15 protein-coding genes are annotated in these 15,799 nt (G+C 59.4%); 7 read left to right on the top strand and 8 right to left on the bottom strand.

The window, feature by feature from the left end; genetic code table 11:
- Nucleotides 1-47: 47 nt before the first annotated feature.
- Together manD and AFK24_RS05550 are read right to left on the bottom strand one after the other, a co-directional pair.
- Nucleotides 48-1,259 carry a D-mannonate dehydratase ManD gene (gene manD / locus AFK24_RS05555; protein ID WP_065832286.1) on the bottom strand — a complete coding sequence of 404 codons (1,212 nt, stop codon included), beginning with the start codon at nucleotides 1,257-1,259 and terminating at the stop codon, nucleotides 48-50.
- A gap of 4 nt (nucleotides 1,260-1,263) precedes the next feature.
- Nucleotides 1,264-2,265 (bottom strand): sugar kinase, encoded by a 1,002-nt coding sequence (locus tag AFK24_RS05550; protein ID WP_065832285.1) that lies wholly within the window; start codon nucleotides 2,263-2,265, stop codon nucleotides 1,264-1,266.
- Between the two features lie 151 nt (nucleotides 2,266-2,416).
- On the opposite strand from AFK24_RS05550, the gene kdgR reads away from it, so the two are divergent.
- The 4 genes from kdgR (at nucleotide 2,417) to AFK24_RS05530 (ending at nucleotide 7,333) form a co-directional block, all read left to right on the top strand.
- Nucleotides 2,417-3,199 (top strand): DNA-binding transcriptional regulator KdgR, encoded by a 783-nt coding sequence (gene kdgR, locus AFK24_RS05545; protein WP_065832284.1) that lies wholly within the window; start codon nucleotides 2,417-2,419, stop codon nucleotides 3,197-3,199.
- Nucleotides 3,200-3,311: 112 nt separating this feature from the next.
- Nucleotides 3,312-3,818, top strand: coding sequence for a sigma-70 family RNA polymerase sigma factor (locus tag AFK24_RS05540; RefSeq protein ID WP_065832283.1), 507 nt, complete (start codon nucleotides 3,312-3,314; stop codon nucleotides 3,816-3,818).
- On the top strand, nucleotides 3,815-4,786 hold the full coding sequence (locus AFK24_RS05535; RefSeq protein WP_065832282.1) for a FecR domain-containing protein: 972 nt from the start codon (nucleotides 3,815-3,817) through the stop codon (nucleotides 4,784-4,786). Before AFK24_RS05540 ends, AFK24_RS05535 begins: the two co-directional genes overlap by 4 nt.
- 114 nt (nucleotides 4,787-4,900) lie before the next feature.
- Nucleotides 4,901-7,333: a TonB-dependent siderophore receptor gene (locus AFK24_RS05530; RefSeq protein ID WP_065832281.1), complete on the top strand. Its 2,433-nt coding sequence runs from the start codon at nucleotides 4,901-4,903 to the stop codon at nucleotides 7,331-7,333.
- An 83-nt stretch (nucleotides 7,334-7,416) separates the two neighbouring features.
- Here AFK24_RS05530 and AFK24_RS05525 read toward each other — a convergent pair whose 3' ends face one another.
- The 4 genes from AFK24_RS05525 to AFK24_RS05510 form a co-directional block, all read right to left on the bottom strand.
- Nucleotides 7,417-10,737, bottom strand: a complete 3,321-nt coding sequence (locus tag AFK24_RS05525; protein ID WP_065832280.1) for a type III effector HrpK domain-containing protein — start codon at nucleotides 10,735-10,737, stop codon at nucleotides 7,417-7,419.
- A gap of 349 nt (nucleotides 10,738-11,086) precedes the next feature.
- Nucleotides 11,087-11,329, bottom strand: a complete 243-nt coding sequence (locus AFK24_RS05520; protein WP_065832279.1) for a hypothetical protein — start codon at nucleotides 11,327-11,329, stop codon at nucleotides 11,087-11,089.
- On the bottom strand, nucleotides 11,319-12,107 hold the full coding sequence (locus AFK24_RS05515; RefSeq protein ID WP_065832278.1) for an MlaA family lipoprotein: 789 nt from the start codon (nucleotides 12,105-12,107) through the stop codon (nucleotides 11,319-11,321). Before AFK24_RS05515 ends, AFK24_RS05520 begins: the two co-directional genes overlap by 11 nt.
- Nucleotides 12,108-12,327: 220 nt before the next feature.
- Nucleotides 12,328-12,771 (bottom strand): MarR family winged helix-turn-helix transcriptional regulator, encoded by a 444-nt coding sequence (locus AFK24_RS05510; RefSeq protein WP_240500339.1) that lies wholly within the window; start codon nucleotides 12,769-12,771, stop codon nucleotides 12,328-12,330.
- Between the two features lie 95 nt (nucleotides 12,772-12,866).
- On the opposite strand from AFK24_RS05510, the gene AFK24_RS05505 reads away from it, so the two are divergent.
- Both AFK24_RS05505 and AFK24_RS31475 read left to right on the top strand, forming a co-directional pair.
- A complete protein-coding gene (locus AFK24_RS05505; protein WP_240500338.1) occupies nucleotides 12,867-13,883 on the top strand; it encodes an FAD-dependent monooxygenase in 1,017 nt (338 codons plus the stop codon).
- Between the two features lie 4 nt (nucleotides 13,884-13,887).
- Nucleotides 13,888-14,364: a hypothetical protein gene (locus AFK24_RS31475; RefSeq protein ID WP_240500337.1), complete on the top strand. Its 477-nt coding sequence runs from the start codon at nucleotides 13,888-13,890 to the stop codon at nucleotides 14,362-14,364.
- Nucleotides 14,365-14,373: 9 nt separating this feature from the next.
- Here the strand turns inward: AFK24_RS31475 and AFK24_RS05500 are convergent, their stop codons facing one another.
- Entirely contained in the window at nucleotides 14,374-14,748 is a 375-nt protein-coding gene (locus tag AFK24_RS05500; protein WP_065832276.1) for a cupin domain-containing protein, read from the bottom strand.
- Here AFK24_RS05500 and AFK24_RS30530 point away from each other — a divergent pair.
- Complete coding sequence (locus AFK24_RS30530; RefSeq protein WP_139110451.1) at nucleotides 14,731-15,168, top strand: hypothetical protein; 438 nt, start codon at nucleotides 14,731-14,733, stop codon at nucleotides 15,166-15,168. The genes AFK24_RS05500 and AFK24_RS30530 overlap by 18 nt on opposite strands.
- Here AFK24_RS30530 and AFK24_RS05495 read toward each other — a convergent pair.
- Nucleotides 15,133-15,723, bottom strand: coding sequence for an NADPH-dependent FMN reductase (locus AFK24_RS05495; protein WP_065832275.1), 591 nt, complete (start codon nucleotides 15,721-15,723; stop codon nucleotides 15,133-15,135). The genes AFK24_RS30530 and AFK24_RS05495 overlap by 36 nt on opposite strands.
- Nucleotides 15,724-15,799 lie beyond the last annotated feature (76 nt).

The raw sequence follows: 15,799 nt of genomic DNA, 5'->3' as shown, positions 1-15,799 counted from the left end.
GGGTGGCGCCCTGTGTTCTTGTAGTTATTGATCAGTCGAAACAGCGCTTACCAGTGCCAGAGCGTGCCGTCTTCCAGGCGATTGACCGGCAGGCTGGCGCGTTTATAGGGGTATTTCGCCGCCAGGTTCTCGTCGATGTCGACGCCATGCCCCGGGACTTCGCCGGGGGTGAAGTGGCCGTCTTCAAAGCGATAGGCGTGGGGAAACACCTCGTCGATACGTTCGTCGTGGGGCATGTGTTCCTGGATGCCGAAATTGGGCACCCAGGTATCGAAATGCAGCGCCGCGCCCATGCACACCGGCGACAGGTCGGTGGCGCCATGAAAGCCGGTGCGCACCTGATAGAGCGCGGCAAAGTCGGCGATGCGTCGCACATGGGTAATGCCACCGGCGTGTACCAGCGTGGCGCGGATGTAGTCGATCAACTGTTCCTGGATCAGCTCGCGGCAGTCATGAATGGAGTTGAACACCTCACCCACCGCCAGCGGGGTGGTGGTGTGTTGGCGGATGAGGCGGAAGGCTTCCTGATTCTCGGCCGGAGTGCAGTCTTCGAGCCAGAACAGGTTGAATGGCTCGACCGACTTGCCCAGACGCCCCGCTTCAATGGGCGTAAGGCGATGATGCACATCATGCAGGATGTGCAAGTCATCGCCGAAACGCTCGCGCACTGCGGCAAACAGCTTGGGTACGTGGTTCAGGTATTTGGCGGTGTCCCATACATGTTCAGCGGGCAGGTCACTGTCGGCCGGCTCATATCGCTCACCGCTGCGCTTAGCCACGCCATAGGTGGTGGCGATACCGGGAATCCCGCATTGCACGCGCACCGCCTTGTAACCTAGTTCGACATGACGGGCGACTTCGTCCAGGCAACCTTCGATGTCCTTGCCCGTGGCATGCCCGTAGACCATCACCCGCTCGCGACTTTTGCCACCGAGCAACTGGTACAACGGCATCTGCGCGGCCTTGGCCTTGATGTCCCACAGGGCAACGTCTACGGCGGCAATCGCGGTCATGGTCACCGGGCCACGGCGCCAGTAGGCCCCTCGATACAGGTACTGCCAGATGTCTTCGATGCGCCGGGCATCGCGCCCGATCAGTGCTGGCAGCACGTGTTCTTCAAGATAGGCAACCACTGCCAGTTCCCGGCCATTCAAGGTCGCATCGCCGATGCCGTAGATACCGGAATCAGTGACGATTTTCAGGGTGATCAGGTTGCGGCCCGGGCAGGTAACAATGACGCGGGCTTCAATGATTTTCATAGGATCAGGCCTCTACGGCAGAAGAAAATGAAGGCATGTTCAGGCTGGGCATGGCGGCGCAGGGGATCAGTGCACCGCGATGCTGGACGACCTGGGCCGCCAGTCGATGACCCCAACGCGCAGCCAGTTGTGGATCACCACCTTGCAGGCGACACGAAAGATAAGCCGCGCTGAAGGAGTCGCCCGCCGCCGTGGTGTCGACGATCTGCCGCACCTGCTCGGCGGGCACTTCGAAACGACCTGAGGCGCACTGGATCAAGCACGAAGCGACGCCACGCTTGAGGGCGACTTCGGCGACGCCAAAATCTGCGTAGGCGCGGAACAACGCCTCGACATCGGCATAACCGAACAATGCGGCGTCGTCCTCCCAGGTAATCAGCGCCAGGTCAGTCAGGCGCAGCATGGCGCCATAGGCCTGGCGCGCGGCCTGGGCATCGGGCCACAGATGGGGACGGTAGTTGTTGTCGAAGACGATGCGCGTGCCGGATTCACGGGCCTGACGCAAAGCCTGCATCAGCCGCTCGCGGCCATTGGCGGTGAGAATCGCCAGGCTGATGCCACTCAGATAGACGTAGTCGTAATCCGCAAGGGCATGCAACAGGGCGTCGGCTTCAGGGCCGTCAAACATGCTCCGCGCTGCGGCTTCGCCCCGCCAATACAGAAAGCGTCTTTCGCCTTGGGTGTCGGTCTGGATGAAGTACAACCCCGGCAGCGCATCCTCAATTACGCGCACATGTTGGTCGCCGACGCCTTCGTCGCGCCACAACTGACGCATGGCGTCACTGAAGCTGTCGGCGCCGATGGCGGTGACGTAGTCCACGACAATCCGCGAGTCGGGATTCAATCGGGAAAGATAAACCGCAGCGTTGAGCGTATCGCCGCCGAAGGTCTGGCTGAAACCGGAGACTGGCTCGCCGCGCATCTCGATCATGCACTCGCCCACCAGCGCCACTTTGAGTGGACGAGGTGAAACGGTTTGCGGGCGTTGCCCGGGAATTACCTTCATCACTGCGCGCCTTTGTTATTTTTAAAACGGCGTTTCATTTTAAAAGCTTGTGGCCGAGTTTAGTCAGATTTTCTCGACCGTCAAGAAAAATGAAACAGCGTTTTGATTCGCTAACGTATATCCTTGGGTTTTCGTTCCCGTTGGAGCCTTCATGGACAACAGCACCCTTCAGAACAACGAACTGGTCTCCGCCGTCGCCCGGACCATGGCCGTCCTTGAGGCCTTGGCCGAGCATCCCGAGGAAAGCGGCGTGTCGGAAATCGCGCAGAAACTGGACATGTCCAAAAGCACGGTTTACCGGTTTCTGCAGTCACTCAAGGCCCGCGGCTATGTGGTGCAGGACGCCGAAGATCGCTATCGGCTCAGCGTTAGGCTGTTTGAACTGGGCGCGCAAGCCCTGCCCCACCTGGACATCGTCCGCGAGGCGGAACCGGGCATGCGGCGTATCAACGAATTGACCGGCGAGACCGTGCACCTGGGAATTCTCGACGAAGGCAACATCGTCTACGTGCACAAGATCGACTCCAAATACAATCTGCGCATGTACTCGCGCATCGGCCGACGTGCGCCGCTTTACTGCACCGGTATCGGCAAGGTGCTGATGGCGTGGCTGGAGCAGCCTGAGCTGATCGCCCATTTGCAGGAAGAAAGCTTCGAACGCCGCACCGCCAACACCCTGACCAGCATCGAGGCCTATCTGCAAGAACTGGAAGTGGTTCGCGCCCAGGGCTATGCCGAAGACCATGAAGAATTCGAAGACAATATGCGCTGTCTGGCCGCCCCCATCCGCGACCGTTTTGGCCATGTGATCGGTGGCATGAGCGTGTCATTCCCTTGCTTTCGCTTTCGCGAAGAACTCAAGCAGGACTACGTCAAGCGGCTGATGGAAGCCACGCAGCAGATTTCCAGCCAGTTAGGCTGGCATGTGCAGTAGCTGACGCAAACCAATCCGCAAGGCGCTGCTCCGCTTCACACAGGATTGCACTGTCTCTTGTCACACAGGTATTATTGCGAACGATTTTCAATAAGATCTGGAAAGCCAACCAGTGCAATCTCCTTCGTCCAGCAAACTGGGATTCTTTTTCAGCGACCATCATCGTTGGCTGCTGGCGCATATTCATCGGCATCTGCGCAATCGGGCGGACGCCGAAGACACCGCAGCCGATACGTTTTGTCAGATCCTGGCGGCGCGCGTCGATCCCGACAGCATCGAGCAACCCCGTGCCTACCTTTCGACCATCGCGCGCCGGCTGATCTTTGATCGTCATCGTCGGCGCAAGCTGGAGTTGGCCTACCTGGAGCGCTTGTCCGTCCTGCCCGAGGCGCTGGCACCCTCCCCCGAAGAACAGTTGCTGCTGATCGAAGCCCTGGTGGCCATCGACCGGGCTATCGACGGCCTGCCGATGGTCGTCAAGGCCACTTTCCTCTACAGCCAGCTGGATGGCCTGAGCTACGTGGCGATTGCCCAGAAGCTGGGGCTGTCGGAGCGCACGGTCAGTCGCTACATGAAACAGGCATTGCGTCAGTGCTATCTGTGCGAAATGACACCATGAACCCGCCGCGCCTGGATCCGGCAAGCGAGCAGGCCATCGACTGGATGGTCAAACTTCGCGCCAGTACGCCTGATGCCGCGCTGCAGGAACGCTTTAACACGTGGTTGGCGATGGACCAGGCGCATAGCCAGGCCTGGGCCAGATTGCAGGATCGTCTCGGCGGTTCATTCAACACCGTTCTCGCCATGGATCGACGCTTGCCCGGCCACGCCGGCGAAGCCCGCCAAGTGCTATTGCAGCCTAATGCTTCGCGTCGCGATGCCTTGCGCGTGATCGCTGGCCTGGGCCTGCTCGGCGGCGGTGTCTGGCTGGGTGCCGGGACGCAGCTGGCTGATGCGCTGCTGGCGGACCTGCACACCGGGCGCGGCCAGCGTCAGAACTTTGATCTGGCCGATGGCAGTCGCCTGAGCCTGAACGCCAATAGCGCGGTGGATCTGCGCTTCGATGACCAGCAACGGCTGGTGATTCTGCGCCATGGCGAACTGCTGATTGAGGTGGCGCCAGACCCGCGCCGGCCGTTGCGCGTGCGCACCGCCCAAGGCGAAGTGCGCGCGCTGGGTACCCGGTTTCTCGTTGCCCAGGAGCAGGAGGCCAGCCGATTGGTGGTGTTGCAGCACTCGGTCGAAGCACGATTGTTCGACGGCACGGCGCGAGTGGTGCAAGAAGGTCAGTCGGCTCTGCTGCACGCCCGGCGGATTGACCTCGTCAGTGGCGATCAGCGCCAACGCGCCGACTGGCTGAGCGGCAGGTTGAATGTGCTGGACGAACCCCTTGAACAAGTGGTCGATGCCCTGCGCCCTTACAGTCGAGGTTTTGTGCGCGTGGCGCCGGAGATTCGAGGCTTGCGCGTGCAGGGTGTGTTCCCGCTAGACGATCCCGACCGGGCCTTGAATGCTCTGGCGGAAACCCTGCCGATACGCGTGGATCGCTACAGCCCCTGGCTGACGCTGATTGGCTCCCGGAAGTGATTGGCTATTAGTAACGCGGCAAAAGTTTTTTTGAAAATCGATCTTATTTGTGTCCGGTTTTCATTTCTCATCCCACCTATCTCCTGACACTTCCATACAAACAGGAGAAATTTTGTGTTCAACACCTGGCCCCAAGCCCTTTCCGTTGCCGTCGCTCTGACAACTCTGGCGAGCCCTGCCCTGGCGCAAAACCTGACCTTCAATCTGCCGGCCGGCCCGCTCGCCAGTACGCTTAATGCGATCGCCGGCCAGAGTGGGCACATCATTTCGCTGAAACCTTCACTGGTGCAGGGCAAACAGGCGCCAGCGGTGATCGGCCAGATGCCGGTTGAGCAAGCGATGATCAGGGCGCTGGCGGGCAGCGGCTTGCAGTTACGGGTGACGGATCAAGGCAACTTCAGCGTCGAGCCGGTCGCGGACAGCGACGCGCTGCAACTGGATGCCACCAACATCGTTGAACGCAGCACCGACGCCGCCACCGAAGGCTCCGGCTCCTATGCCGCGCGGGCCGTGACAATCGGCAAGGGCACGCACACGCTCAAGGAAATCCCGCAGTCAGTCACTGTGATGACGCGCAAGCAAATGGATGACCAGGACCTCACCGACCTCAAGGACGCAGCCAACAAGACCACCGGCTTGGTCGGCGTTCAGGGCGTGGGCAAGGGCATGATCCTCACCTCGCGGGGTTTTCAGATCGATGACTGGCAGTACGACGGCGTGCCGATCCCGCGCAACACCTATGCCTTGGGCAATTGGGCCACCCAGGACCTGATCTTCTTTGATCGCATGGAAGTGCTGCGTGGCGCATCGGGCCTGCTTCAAGGCACCGGCAGCCCCGGCGGCGCGATCAATCTGGTGCGCAAGCGCGGCCAGAACGCTTCGACCGTGACCGTAACCGGCAAGGCCGGTTCCTGGGATCACTACGGGCTGCAACTGGATGCCGGTGGCCCCCTGAACCAGACCGGCACCGTGCGTGGCCGTTTCGTGGCCGACGAAGACCAGAGCGATTCATTCATCGACTACGAGTGGAGCAAGACTCACTCGCTCTACGGCGCGCTGGACATCGACCTGCGCGAGGACACCACCCTTGGTCTGGCTGTGAGCCGCTCCGATAGCGAGTCGCGACCGATGATCCGCGGCCTGCCTCGCTACGCCGACGGTAAACCCGTCGATCTGTCGCGTTCAACCTACACCGGCGCTCGCTGGAACCATTCGGACATCGATGTCACCACCGTGTATGCCGACCTGGAGCACCGTTTCAACGATGACTGGGCCTTCAAGGTCGGCGCCGTGCGCATGGCGGAAGACAACAAGGCGAAAAACCAGCGCTTGCAAACCAGTGGCGCCGGACTCGAAGCGGACGGCAGCGGCGTGCAATACGCCGACTTCGTAACGGATTTCGACTCGACCAAGATCGGTCTGGACATGAACCTCACCGGACGCTTCGAAGCCTTGTCCATGCAGCAGGAAATCATGCTGGGCGGCAACTACGCCCAGTTGAAATCAGACGACCGCTTCGCTCGAACCTTCAATAACAGCAGCGACACAATCTTCGGCATTGATCACAACCGTCCGGAAATCAGCTACGACGGTTTGCTCAATACGACCGGGGGTCGTGCAACGCCCAGCAAGTACGACGTCCGGCAGAAAGGCCTGTACGGAAGCTGGCGGATCAAACCGTTCGAACCGTTAACCCTGGTGCTCGGCTCCCGGGTCAGCTGGTACGACTACCGCTACACGTCATCAACCCAGGTCGCATTCAGCAACGTTGCCATCCCGGACGCTGATAGCACCACCAATGAAACCGGGGAAGTCACGCCCTATGCCGGCATCGTTTATGACTTGAGCCGCGAATGGGCGGTTTATGCCAGCTACACCGATGTGTTCGAACCCCAAACGGTCCGTGATACGGGCGGTTCGATGCTCAAACCGGTGATCGGCAGCAACTACGAAATCGGCCTCAAGGGCGAGCTGCTGGATGGCCGGATCAACACGTCCCTGGCGGTGTTCCGTTATGACCAGGAGAATCGCCCCGTCAACGACCTGGCTTCGGGTTTCGCCTGCGACGGCTGGTACTGCTCGACGTCATCAGGAAAAGTTCGCAGTCAGGGGATCGACGCAGAAATCAGCGGCGAAGTACTCACCGGCCTGCAACTGTTTGCCGGTTACACCTACAACACCACCAAATACCTGGAAGACCCGGACAACGAAGGCAAAGTCTTCAGCAACTGGACGCCTAAACACATGCTGCGGGTCTGGAGCAATTACCAGTTCAGCGGCGACTGGAGTCGTGTCAGCACTGGCCTGGGCTTCACCACGCAAAGCCATACGCTGGGCTACGAACATACCTTCGACGTACCGGGTTATACCGTGTGGAATGCCCGCCTCGGCTACCAGCTGACGAAGGAGATCGGCCTGGCGCTGAACGCCAACAACCTGTTCGACAAGCATTACTACACTGCGGGCTATGACCAGCTCAATGGCAACAACAACTTCGGCGATCCGCGCAATATGATGTTCAGCGTGAAATACACGCCGACCTTCTGACACGAGTGCCGATCGCTCAGCGCCAGCCCGGCCGGAATTCGTTTCCAGAAAGGCCAGGCCGGGTAAACCCCAGCCTGGACCAATCACGATGCGATCGTGCTTTCCTCCGGGCCCGGCCACTCTTCATACGGCACATCCGAGAGATCACCGTTCTCGACGCCGTCGATCTCGTACTGGGTCAGGTAGTCGCTGAGGTGGTTGGAGAAGCGGTCGACGCGGGTTTCCTGCTTGCCCTCCTCGATCAAGCCTGGAATCAGCAGGGCAAGGGCGCCAACACCGGCCGCCGCAATGCCCAGGCTCCCGGCGATCAGTGGCAAGGCGCGCACAACGCTGCCAGCGAGCTGGAATACCCCGGCCGCGCCTTCAGCCGCTGAAGCCAGCCCGGCCATGGCACCCAGCGAGCCTGCGGTGATGCTCATGCCCCCGGATACCAGTTCGCCTTTGCGGATCGACTGTACGCCATCAAAAATGCCATAGGCGCCAGCCGCCACGCCCGCAAGTCCACCGAGACCCTTGGCGCCGTTTTCCAGCTTCGACAGGTTGGTGGTGATGTCCTTGTAGACGTCCGGATCGATAACATCTTCAGCGCCCTTGAAGTTGTTGGCGAAATTTTTGATACCGCCTTCGACCAGCAACGTCGCGCTTTGCACCGAGCCGGTGCTGATGTCGACGATCTGCCGATCGGTCAGCGCGCCAGCGCCATTGGCACCCTTGGCGATAGTGATACCGGCCATGAACAGGCCGCTGACGCCATGCAGAACACCGGCACTGGAAGCGCCCTTGATCGAGGAGTTCGCGCTGAACAGGCCCAGTTCGGAAATGGACTTGGTGCCTTGACGCAGCACGTCCCAATTGCCTCTGAACACGGCCAGGATCTGGTCGGAAGTGGCGACCTTGCCATCGGCATTGGTCAATAGCTCAGGGTTACTCTTGCCGATCTCGTCGAGCAGCGCCTTGACCTTGTCCTCATCCAGATCCTTGCCGCCATTCTTGCCGAAGGCCTTTTCCAGGTCTTCGAAAGTGGCGTCATTAAAGACATTCTCCTGAGCGATGGCCGTGTAGTTTTCGGTCAGTTTGTCGTCGAACTTGCCGGTGAATTCCGGGTTCAGCGCAGCGTTGTACATCGCCACTTCCATGCTGAACTGGCTGCTCGCCTCTTCGAAGCTTTGGGTCTTGAGCAACTCCTTGAGGCGATCACCCGTCACCAGGGATTTTTCATAGAAAGATTCGAAGTCCTTATTGTGCTCGGACTTCTGCACCGCCTCCTGGATTTCACCGGGTTTGCTGATACCCAAGGCCTGTTGCATGCTCTGCGCCGAGCTATAGAACTGAGCGAGCGCTGTCTGCTGATCGGTTTTGCCGTCCTTGGTATTGGTGTCCCAGAATTTATCCAGCGCGTCGCCGGTCTTGATGCTGTTGTCGTAGGTGCTTTGCAACGCGTCCTTGAGCCCGTCGCTGCCCTCCAGCACCTTGGCCAGTTCACTGGTCGCGTTTTCGTTGTAGAACTTGACCACTGCGGGGTCTTTCTCAAGGACCGAGATGTGCTTGTTGACGTCATCGAGGAGCTTTTGCGGGTCGGGATGGCTGCGCACAGTGTTGGCGATCGCGACCTGTGATTTGTCGTCTTTCCACATGCCGGCGCCGCTACCCTGGACAATCAATTGCTGCGCAGCCTTGAGTTCCTGAAGGACGGCAGCTTTCTGTTCTGCCGTGTAGTTTTCCGGATGCTCGAATACGTCCTTGTTGAGTTTGTCGGTGTTGACCTTGTTGAGCAGGTTGCCTTCGGCGACGGCTTCCAGCAGCGTGCCTACTGCGCCGACATCTTTCGGGGCAGTGTTTTTGAGAAAGGCTTGCACGTCGCCACGGCTGGCCTTGCCATCGACGCCCTGCTCCAGCGGGCTCTTGGCGTTGTCGAGCAGCGCAAAGGCACCGGGTTGCGACCAGAAGTCCAGGGCCTCCTTGACCTCATCACCGAGCTGGGGATTCTTGTTCTTGTAATCGGCCAGCGCCTCGGGGGTCATGTCGGCCGAGCCGGTCTTGCCCTTGATCGCGTCGTAGTTCTCGTCAAGGATCGCCGTGTACCTGGCGATTTTTTTCGAGGCGTCGTCGGCGTCAGGATTAGCCTTGAGGTAGTCCTTGTAGCTGCTGATCTCCTCGGTCTTCTTCAGCTCTGGCAGGGCGTCAAAGCCCAGTTTGCCGAAGTCTTGCAGCCGGCCGGCTTCAGTTCCGTGTTTTGCCTCGCCGCTTTTGGTGAAGCCATCGACGCTGCTGTTGAAAACGTCACCACCAGACTGCGCGTTACCCTTGTCGTCGTACATCGTCACCCGGTCGAGCACTTGGGCGGCGCGAAAGGCGGCGTTGGCGTCTTTCTCGTAATCGCCGACCTGCTCCTTGAGCATGTCCTTGACGCCGCTCTGGTTACCGAGGTTCTTGAGCAGCGGATTTTCGTCAATGATGTCCTGGGCCGAACGCGTGTCGTCCTTGGGTAGCGCCCACATGATGCCGAGTTTCTCAGCCTGTTCGCGCGCTTCTTTGTTGTCGCCAGCGGCCGCCACATTGGTCATCTGGCCCTTGAGGGTTGCGAAACCGTCCTTGCCGAAATCCTGCAGCCGGCCGGCCTCGGTGCCGTTCTTAGCCTCGCCGCTTTTGGTGTATCCGTCGACACTGCCGTTGGCGACGTCGTTACCGACGATGCGCGTGCCGTTGCCGTCGAACTGCTCGATGTGGGCCAGCACTTGAGTGGCACGGAAGGCGGCGTCAGGATCGGTTTCAAAATCACCGACCTGCTCCTTGAGCATGTCCTTGACGTCACTTTGATTGCCGAGGTTCTTGAGCAACGGGTCGCCTTCGATGATGTCCTTGGCCGAGCGATCATCACCTTCCGGGCGCTGCCATTGGATGCCCAGCTTTTCGGCCTGCTCCCTGGTGGCAGGATCGTCAGCGGCGGATCGAACCTCGTGCAGCTCGCCCTTGAGGTTGGAGAAACCGGATTTGCCAAAATCCTTCAGGCGACCGGCCTCGGTGCCATGTCTGGCGTCGCTGCTGCTGGTATAGCCGTCGATGCGGTCGTTGCCAATGTCGTTGCTGGCCAGGCGACCACCGTTGGCGTCGAAGGTCTCGATGTGTTCGAGTACCTGGACGGCGCGGAACGCAGCGTCCGGGTCCTTGGTGTAATCACCGACCTGTGCGATCAGGTTGTCCTTGGCTTCACCCCGATCACCCCGCCCACCCACGCTCTTGAGCAACGGACTGTCGTCGATGATTTCCTGCGCGGTGCGCTTGTCGTCCGCAGGCAGCTCCCACTGGATGCCGGCCTCCTTCGATTGCTGGACCGCCTGCTCCCAGGCTTTGATATCCACCGGATTTTCGGGTTTCTCGGTAGTGATCTTGCTGACAGAGCTCATCGACTGTTCCTTCCATTGGTTACCAGAAAAAGTCCAGCGACAACCGGGGCTCGCGCAGATTGGGGGCAAGCTCCGCTACTGATCAGACTGGTGCAAACTGGGCCGTAACGGCAGAAACACGAGGGCTGGGCTTGACCCCAGACTCCCGCGATTGAGTTCGATTAAAACGGCTTAGTGTTAAGGAGGGATGACATCGATGGGATGATGTTCGTCACGCCACATAACTTGATTATCGAATCAGTTTGATGGAAGCCGGGATCGCGACACCGGCGGCTTCGGCCTGGGTCTGGCGATCAGCCCGCGGCGCCAGATTTGAGATATTTTTGCCGCTCACCAGCACACCACGTCGCTAAACCTTCACCACCTCCCCATTGCTGATTATCCAGCGGATCATGCGGGTCAAAGGGATGCGATGGTGGCGAACCGAGCACCAGGCAGTGTGTTCGTCGCTGTACAGTTCGACGTAGCGGCTGAGCATTACATGGCAGCCGTCGTCGGCGAGGCGCAGTTCGATTTCCCGGCAGTGCAATGAAGCCTGATTGGGGGCTCGCGTTCTTCGGTGCAGTACCAGGGCGTCGTTCTTATTCGTCATCGGACTCACCGCTTGGGCAGCTTGAAAGGACCTGGGCGACGCTGCCTCTCTTGCCTTCCACCACAAAGTTGGCGCGTTTCTGGGCCACGGTGTCACGCAGTGCCAGATAATAATCCGGTTGTTTGCGCAGTTCGTCTGTGACAGGCAAGAGTCCGGCGCGGCCGTCGACAATTCCACCGACGGTATTGATGGTGCCCAAGGTGTTGAGGGTGTCGCTGTTGCTGCCCAGTGGATCAACCGCGAAGCTCAGCACTTTGCCGGTCGCATCCCTGAGGTTGCTGGTGCCCAACAACGGCAGCTCGACAATAGGCCCGCTGGCGATGTTCCACACGCCGAAGGTCTGGCCGAAGTCGGCCTTGTGGCGCTCGATGCCCATCTTGCCGGAGACATCGATCAAACCGACGATGCCGACGGTGGTGTTAATCACGAACCGGCCGAAGGTGGCGACCGAGCGTTCGCCATTGCCTTGCAGCAGGTCGTTGATGAAGACCTTGGGCTCGCCGAAGTTGGCGACGAAGTTGTGAATGCCCGCCTGGAAGAAGTCCGGCAAGTGCCGATAACCACGGGCAACTGGCGCCAACGCATAATCGTCGACAGTGCGGTTAAAGGCGAAGATGCCGCGGTTGACCGGCTCTGCCGGGTCATGAAGGGTGTAGCTCACGTTGTCGCAGGGGCCCAACGGTACAGAAGGCGCGCTGGCGCAACCGCTGACGAGCACTGCAACAAAACCGGCAAGCGTGGAGCGAACAACAGGTGACGCGCATTTGATAATTGGCATGCAAGGCATCTCGGCAAGGACTGCTGGCGATCCTGCCTACGCTTTTTTGCCTGAAGATTTCTGCTTTATGCCGCCCCTGTAGTTTTGTTACCAGGTTGAAATCTATGGCGTAGTGCTGGGAGTGATTCTAGCTACCCTCCTGCGCATTCATTCCGGCAGCGAACCCGCGCAAACATCGCGATGTCCGGGCCGCTTTCTGCGCAGGCAAGGTTCAATCCGCTCAAGACCCGGCTGGCAGTTGCTGCTCCAGCGCGTCGGCGAATTTGCGCATGAGTCGCACGAGGCTATCGACGTCATCCTCAGACCAATTCTCGAATATCGCCCGGCCGAGCTGCTCACGGGCGGCGTCGATGCTGTCCGTCATTTCCTTGCCTTTTGGCGATATGACGGCCTGCCGCAAGCGGCGGTCAGCGGCATTTTCGTGACGTGTAACAAGCTCCATGCTTTCGAGCTTGCTGACCTGTCGGCTGATGGTGGTGTAGTCCCGGCCCAGACGATCGGCCAACTCGACGACACCAATCGGTCCCAGACGCTCGATCAGCACCAGCAAGCGAAAAAGCGCCTGATCGAGCCGAACGCCTGCGTCCTTGATAAGCCTTTCATCATTTCGAGGCCGGTTCATCACGCTGACGATACTGATCAGCGCGCCGTGCAGCTCCCTCATCTGCCTGGAACTATGTGTATCTTGCACTCTTTTCTTCGATGGCATAGCCTTTCTCCTAATGCGTGCATAATACACTCAATCAGGAAAGCGACGACATGAAATCATTCACCGATGTGCTGATTTTCGGAGCGGGTGCGGCAGGCTTGACGCTTGCCATAGACCTGGCGCGACGTGGCGTGGCGTTCCGTCTTTTGGAAAAAATGGAAGCTCCGTTCCATGGCTCAAGAGGCAAAGACATTCAGCCCCGCACCCAGGAAGTCTTTGAGGATCTGGGCATCATCGATCGCGCCGCAGCCGCCGGGGGCCTGTACCCGCCAGCCCGGAAATATCTGGCGGATGGCAGCTTTACCAAGCCCGAAACCGTCGAATCCGACCGCCATGCGACGCCTTCGGAACCCTATCAGCAGCCGCTCATGCTCCCTCAATTCCTGACCGAAGCTGTGATGCGCGAGCGACTGGCCGAGCTGGGCCATTATCCGGAGTACGCTTGCGAGCTGGTGGGCCTGAAGCAAAGTGACAAGGGCGTCGAGGCCAGAATTGCCAGCCCTGAGGGCGAGAACATCCTGCAAGCCCGCTATCTGGTCGGCGCGGATGGCGGTCGCAGCTTTATGCGCAGTGCGGTGGGTATCGGATTTCCAGGCGCGACACTGGGTATCCGCGCCGTAGTGGCTGACATTGTCCTCAAAGGCTTGACCCGGGACGCATGGCACCAGTTTGGCTCCGGAGCGCAGCAACTGCATTTATGTCCGCTGGCGGGGACCGAACTCTTTCAACTGCAAGCCCCCATTCCCACTGAAGGCGATGTGGATTTATCCGCCGCAGGCCTGGAAGTCATGGTGACCGAGCGAACCGGTCGCACTGATATCGAGATTGAATCGGTCCATTGGGCGTCCGCCTACAGCATGAATGCGCGTCTGGCCGATTTCTACCGCGTGGGTAACGTGTTCCTGGTGGGTGACGCCGCACATATTCATCCACCCACCGGAGGCCAGGGTCTGAACACCAGCGTTCAGGATTCCTACAACCTTGGATGGAAGCTGGCCGCAGCCCTTGCCGGACCTTCTGACAAGCTCCTGGATACCTACGAGGAGGAGCCGCCGCCCTATCGCTGAGGGCATGCTCAAGCTGGCAATAAAATTGCTCGATGCGTCCAAAACAGGCGAAAACCGCCGAGGCCGTGAAGTGCAACAACTCGATATCGGCTACCCCGACTCTTCACTGTCCTTGCAACAAACGGATCGAACTCGCGAACTGGTCGCCGGTGCGCGCGCCCCTGATGCCCAGATTCGCGGCGCCGGAGGACAGCCGACACGGCTTTTCGAATTGTTCAAGGGCACCCACTGGACCCTGCTGGGTTACCAGACATCCCGCTGTGCAATGCCAGTGCTCAGCCACTTGCGCACCCATATTTTCGGGCCAGGCGGGGATGTCATCGATGAGTGCGGACAGGTCAGCGATGCCTACGGTTTAGCCGCCGGGGACTGGGTACTTGTACGACCTGACGGCTATATCGCGGCCATCGTTTCTTCCGCACGTGAAGAGACGCTGAAACGCTACATCAGCTCGATGGTGAGCCCGCCCTCATGCTTTTGATGTCGGCCCCTATCGCAGTTGTTGCTCGATAGGCACGCTTCTCGGGCTGATTTCATTCCCGGTATGCAGTGTGGTGACCGTTTCAATCAGCACGATACCGCATTCGTCCAACGCCACCGGATTATGCCGGACGCCTTTGGGGATGACGCAAAACTCACCAGGCTGGAGGACGAGGTCCCGATCTTCCAACTGAATCTTGAGGGTTCCGTAAACCACCATGAACATCTCATCTTCGTCGACATGGGAATGCCACATCAGTTCGCCTTTGAGCTTGGCAACCTTGATGTATTGGTCGTTGACCTGACCGATGATCTGTGGCGACCAGTATTGGCTGACCTTGGCCAAGGCTGACTCGATGTTGGTGGTGTGACCGCTGAGCATCATGAGCAGAACTCCGTAGAAGGGATCGGCACAGCGGACGAACTGTTTCGCCAACGGCCATTGCCTATGTGTTTCGTGACGCCAACCTGCACGTTTCGCCGTACGGTTTTTTCACTGCTGGGCCAGGCCCACATCAGTTGGCGTGTGGTATTCGAAAATGCCTCGGTCGATGCCACGCTTTCCACTGTACGCAGCGGCCTGGCCTTGACGCCATGGTTACGCTCGCTTATGCCCGGAGATTTCCAGGAGCTGGGAGTCGATTCCGGACTACCCTTGTTGCCAGACTTCGCCATCGAGCTTCACGTCTCGCAAAGCGCAGGCGACGGGGCACTGGAGATGGCGGAGGTTATTCGCCAGCACTATCGCCAGTCGGCAATGCCGCCCACATTAATAAGGCGTGCCGCTCGCTCGCTGGCGCCGTAGCGCCTGTGCATACCATTCAAACTCATCCAGAAAACTATTCATTTGCTTGGTTGTGCGCTCCTCTTTGGGTTGCCCATCATCACTCAGTGCGTCACCAATACGAGGAATGGCAAACAGGCTGGGAATGCTCGGCATGCCCAACTCCCCGAGGATCATCCGCAGCTGCATGGCCGCCCGCACGCCCCCATACCCGCCAGCGGAGTAACAGGTTATCGCCGAAGGCCGCCAGAAATACTCCTCCAGAAAATGATCCAGCAGATTTTTCAACGCTGGCGGTACCCCGTGATTGTATTCCGCACTTACCAACAGAAAACCATCGGCTCGACGGTAAAGCGTAGCCAGCTGCTCCAGTTCGGCCGGTGCCGAGCCTTTCGGGTATTCCTTATACATACGGTCCAGCAGGGGCAAGCGAGTCACCATGGGGTCAACCAATACCGCCTCATGGCCGCGTTGTTCAAGCGCCGCCAAAAGCAGGCGCGCGGCTTTTATCCCTTGACGGTCGGAACGCACAGAGCCCAGCAATACGGCGATGGTAAGTGGTTCAGAGTGGGTCATGATCAGGGCTCCTGGATAATCGGGTCTATCGAGAATAGCCGTCGATTGCTTGACTGGAGAACAAACGCGGCGCCAT

It is taken from the genome of Pseudomonas syringae (assembly GCF_001698815.1).
Taxonomy (GTDB): Bacteria; Pseudomonadota; Gammaproteobacteria; order Pseudomonadales; family Pseudomonadaceae; genus Aquipseudomonas; species Aquipseudomonas syringae_A.
Note: the sequence above shows the minus strand (reverse complement) of the source record. Positions and strands in the feature narration are given on the sequence as shown.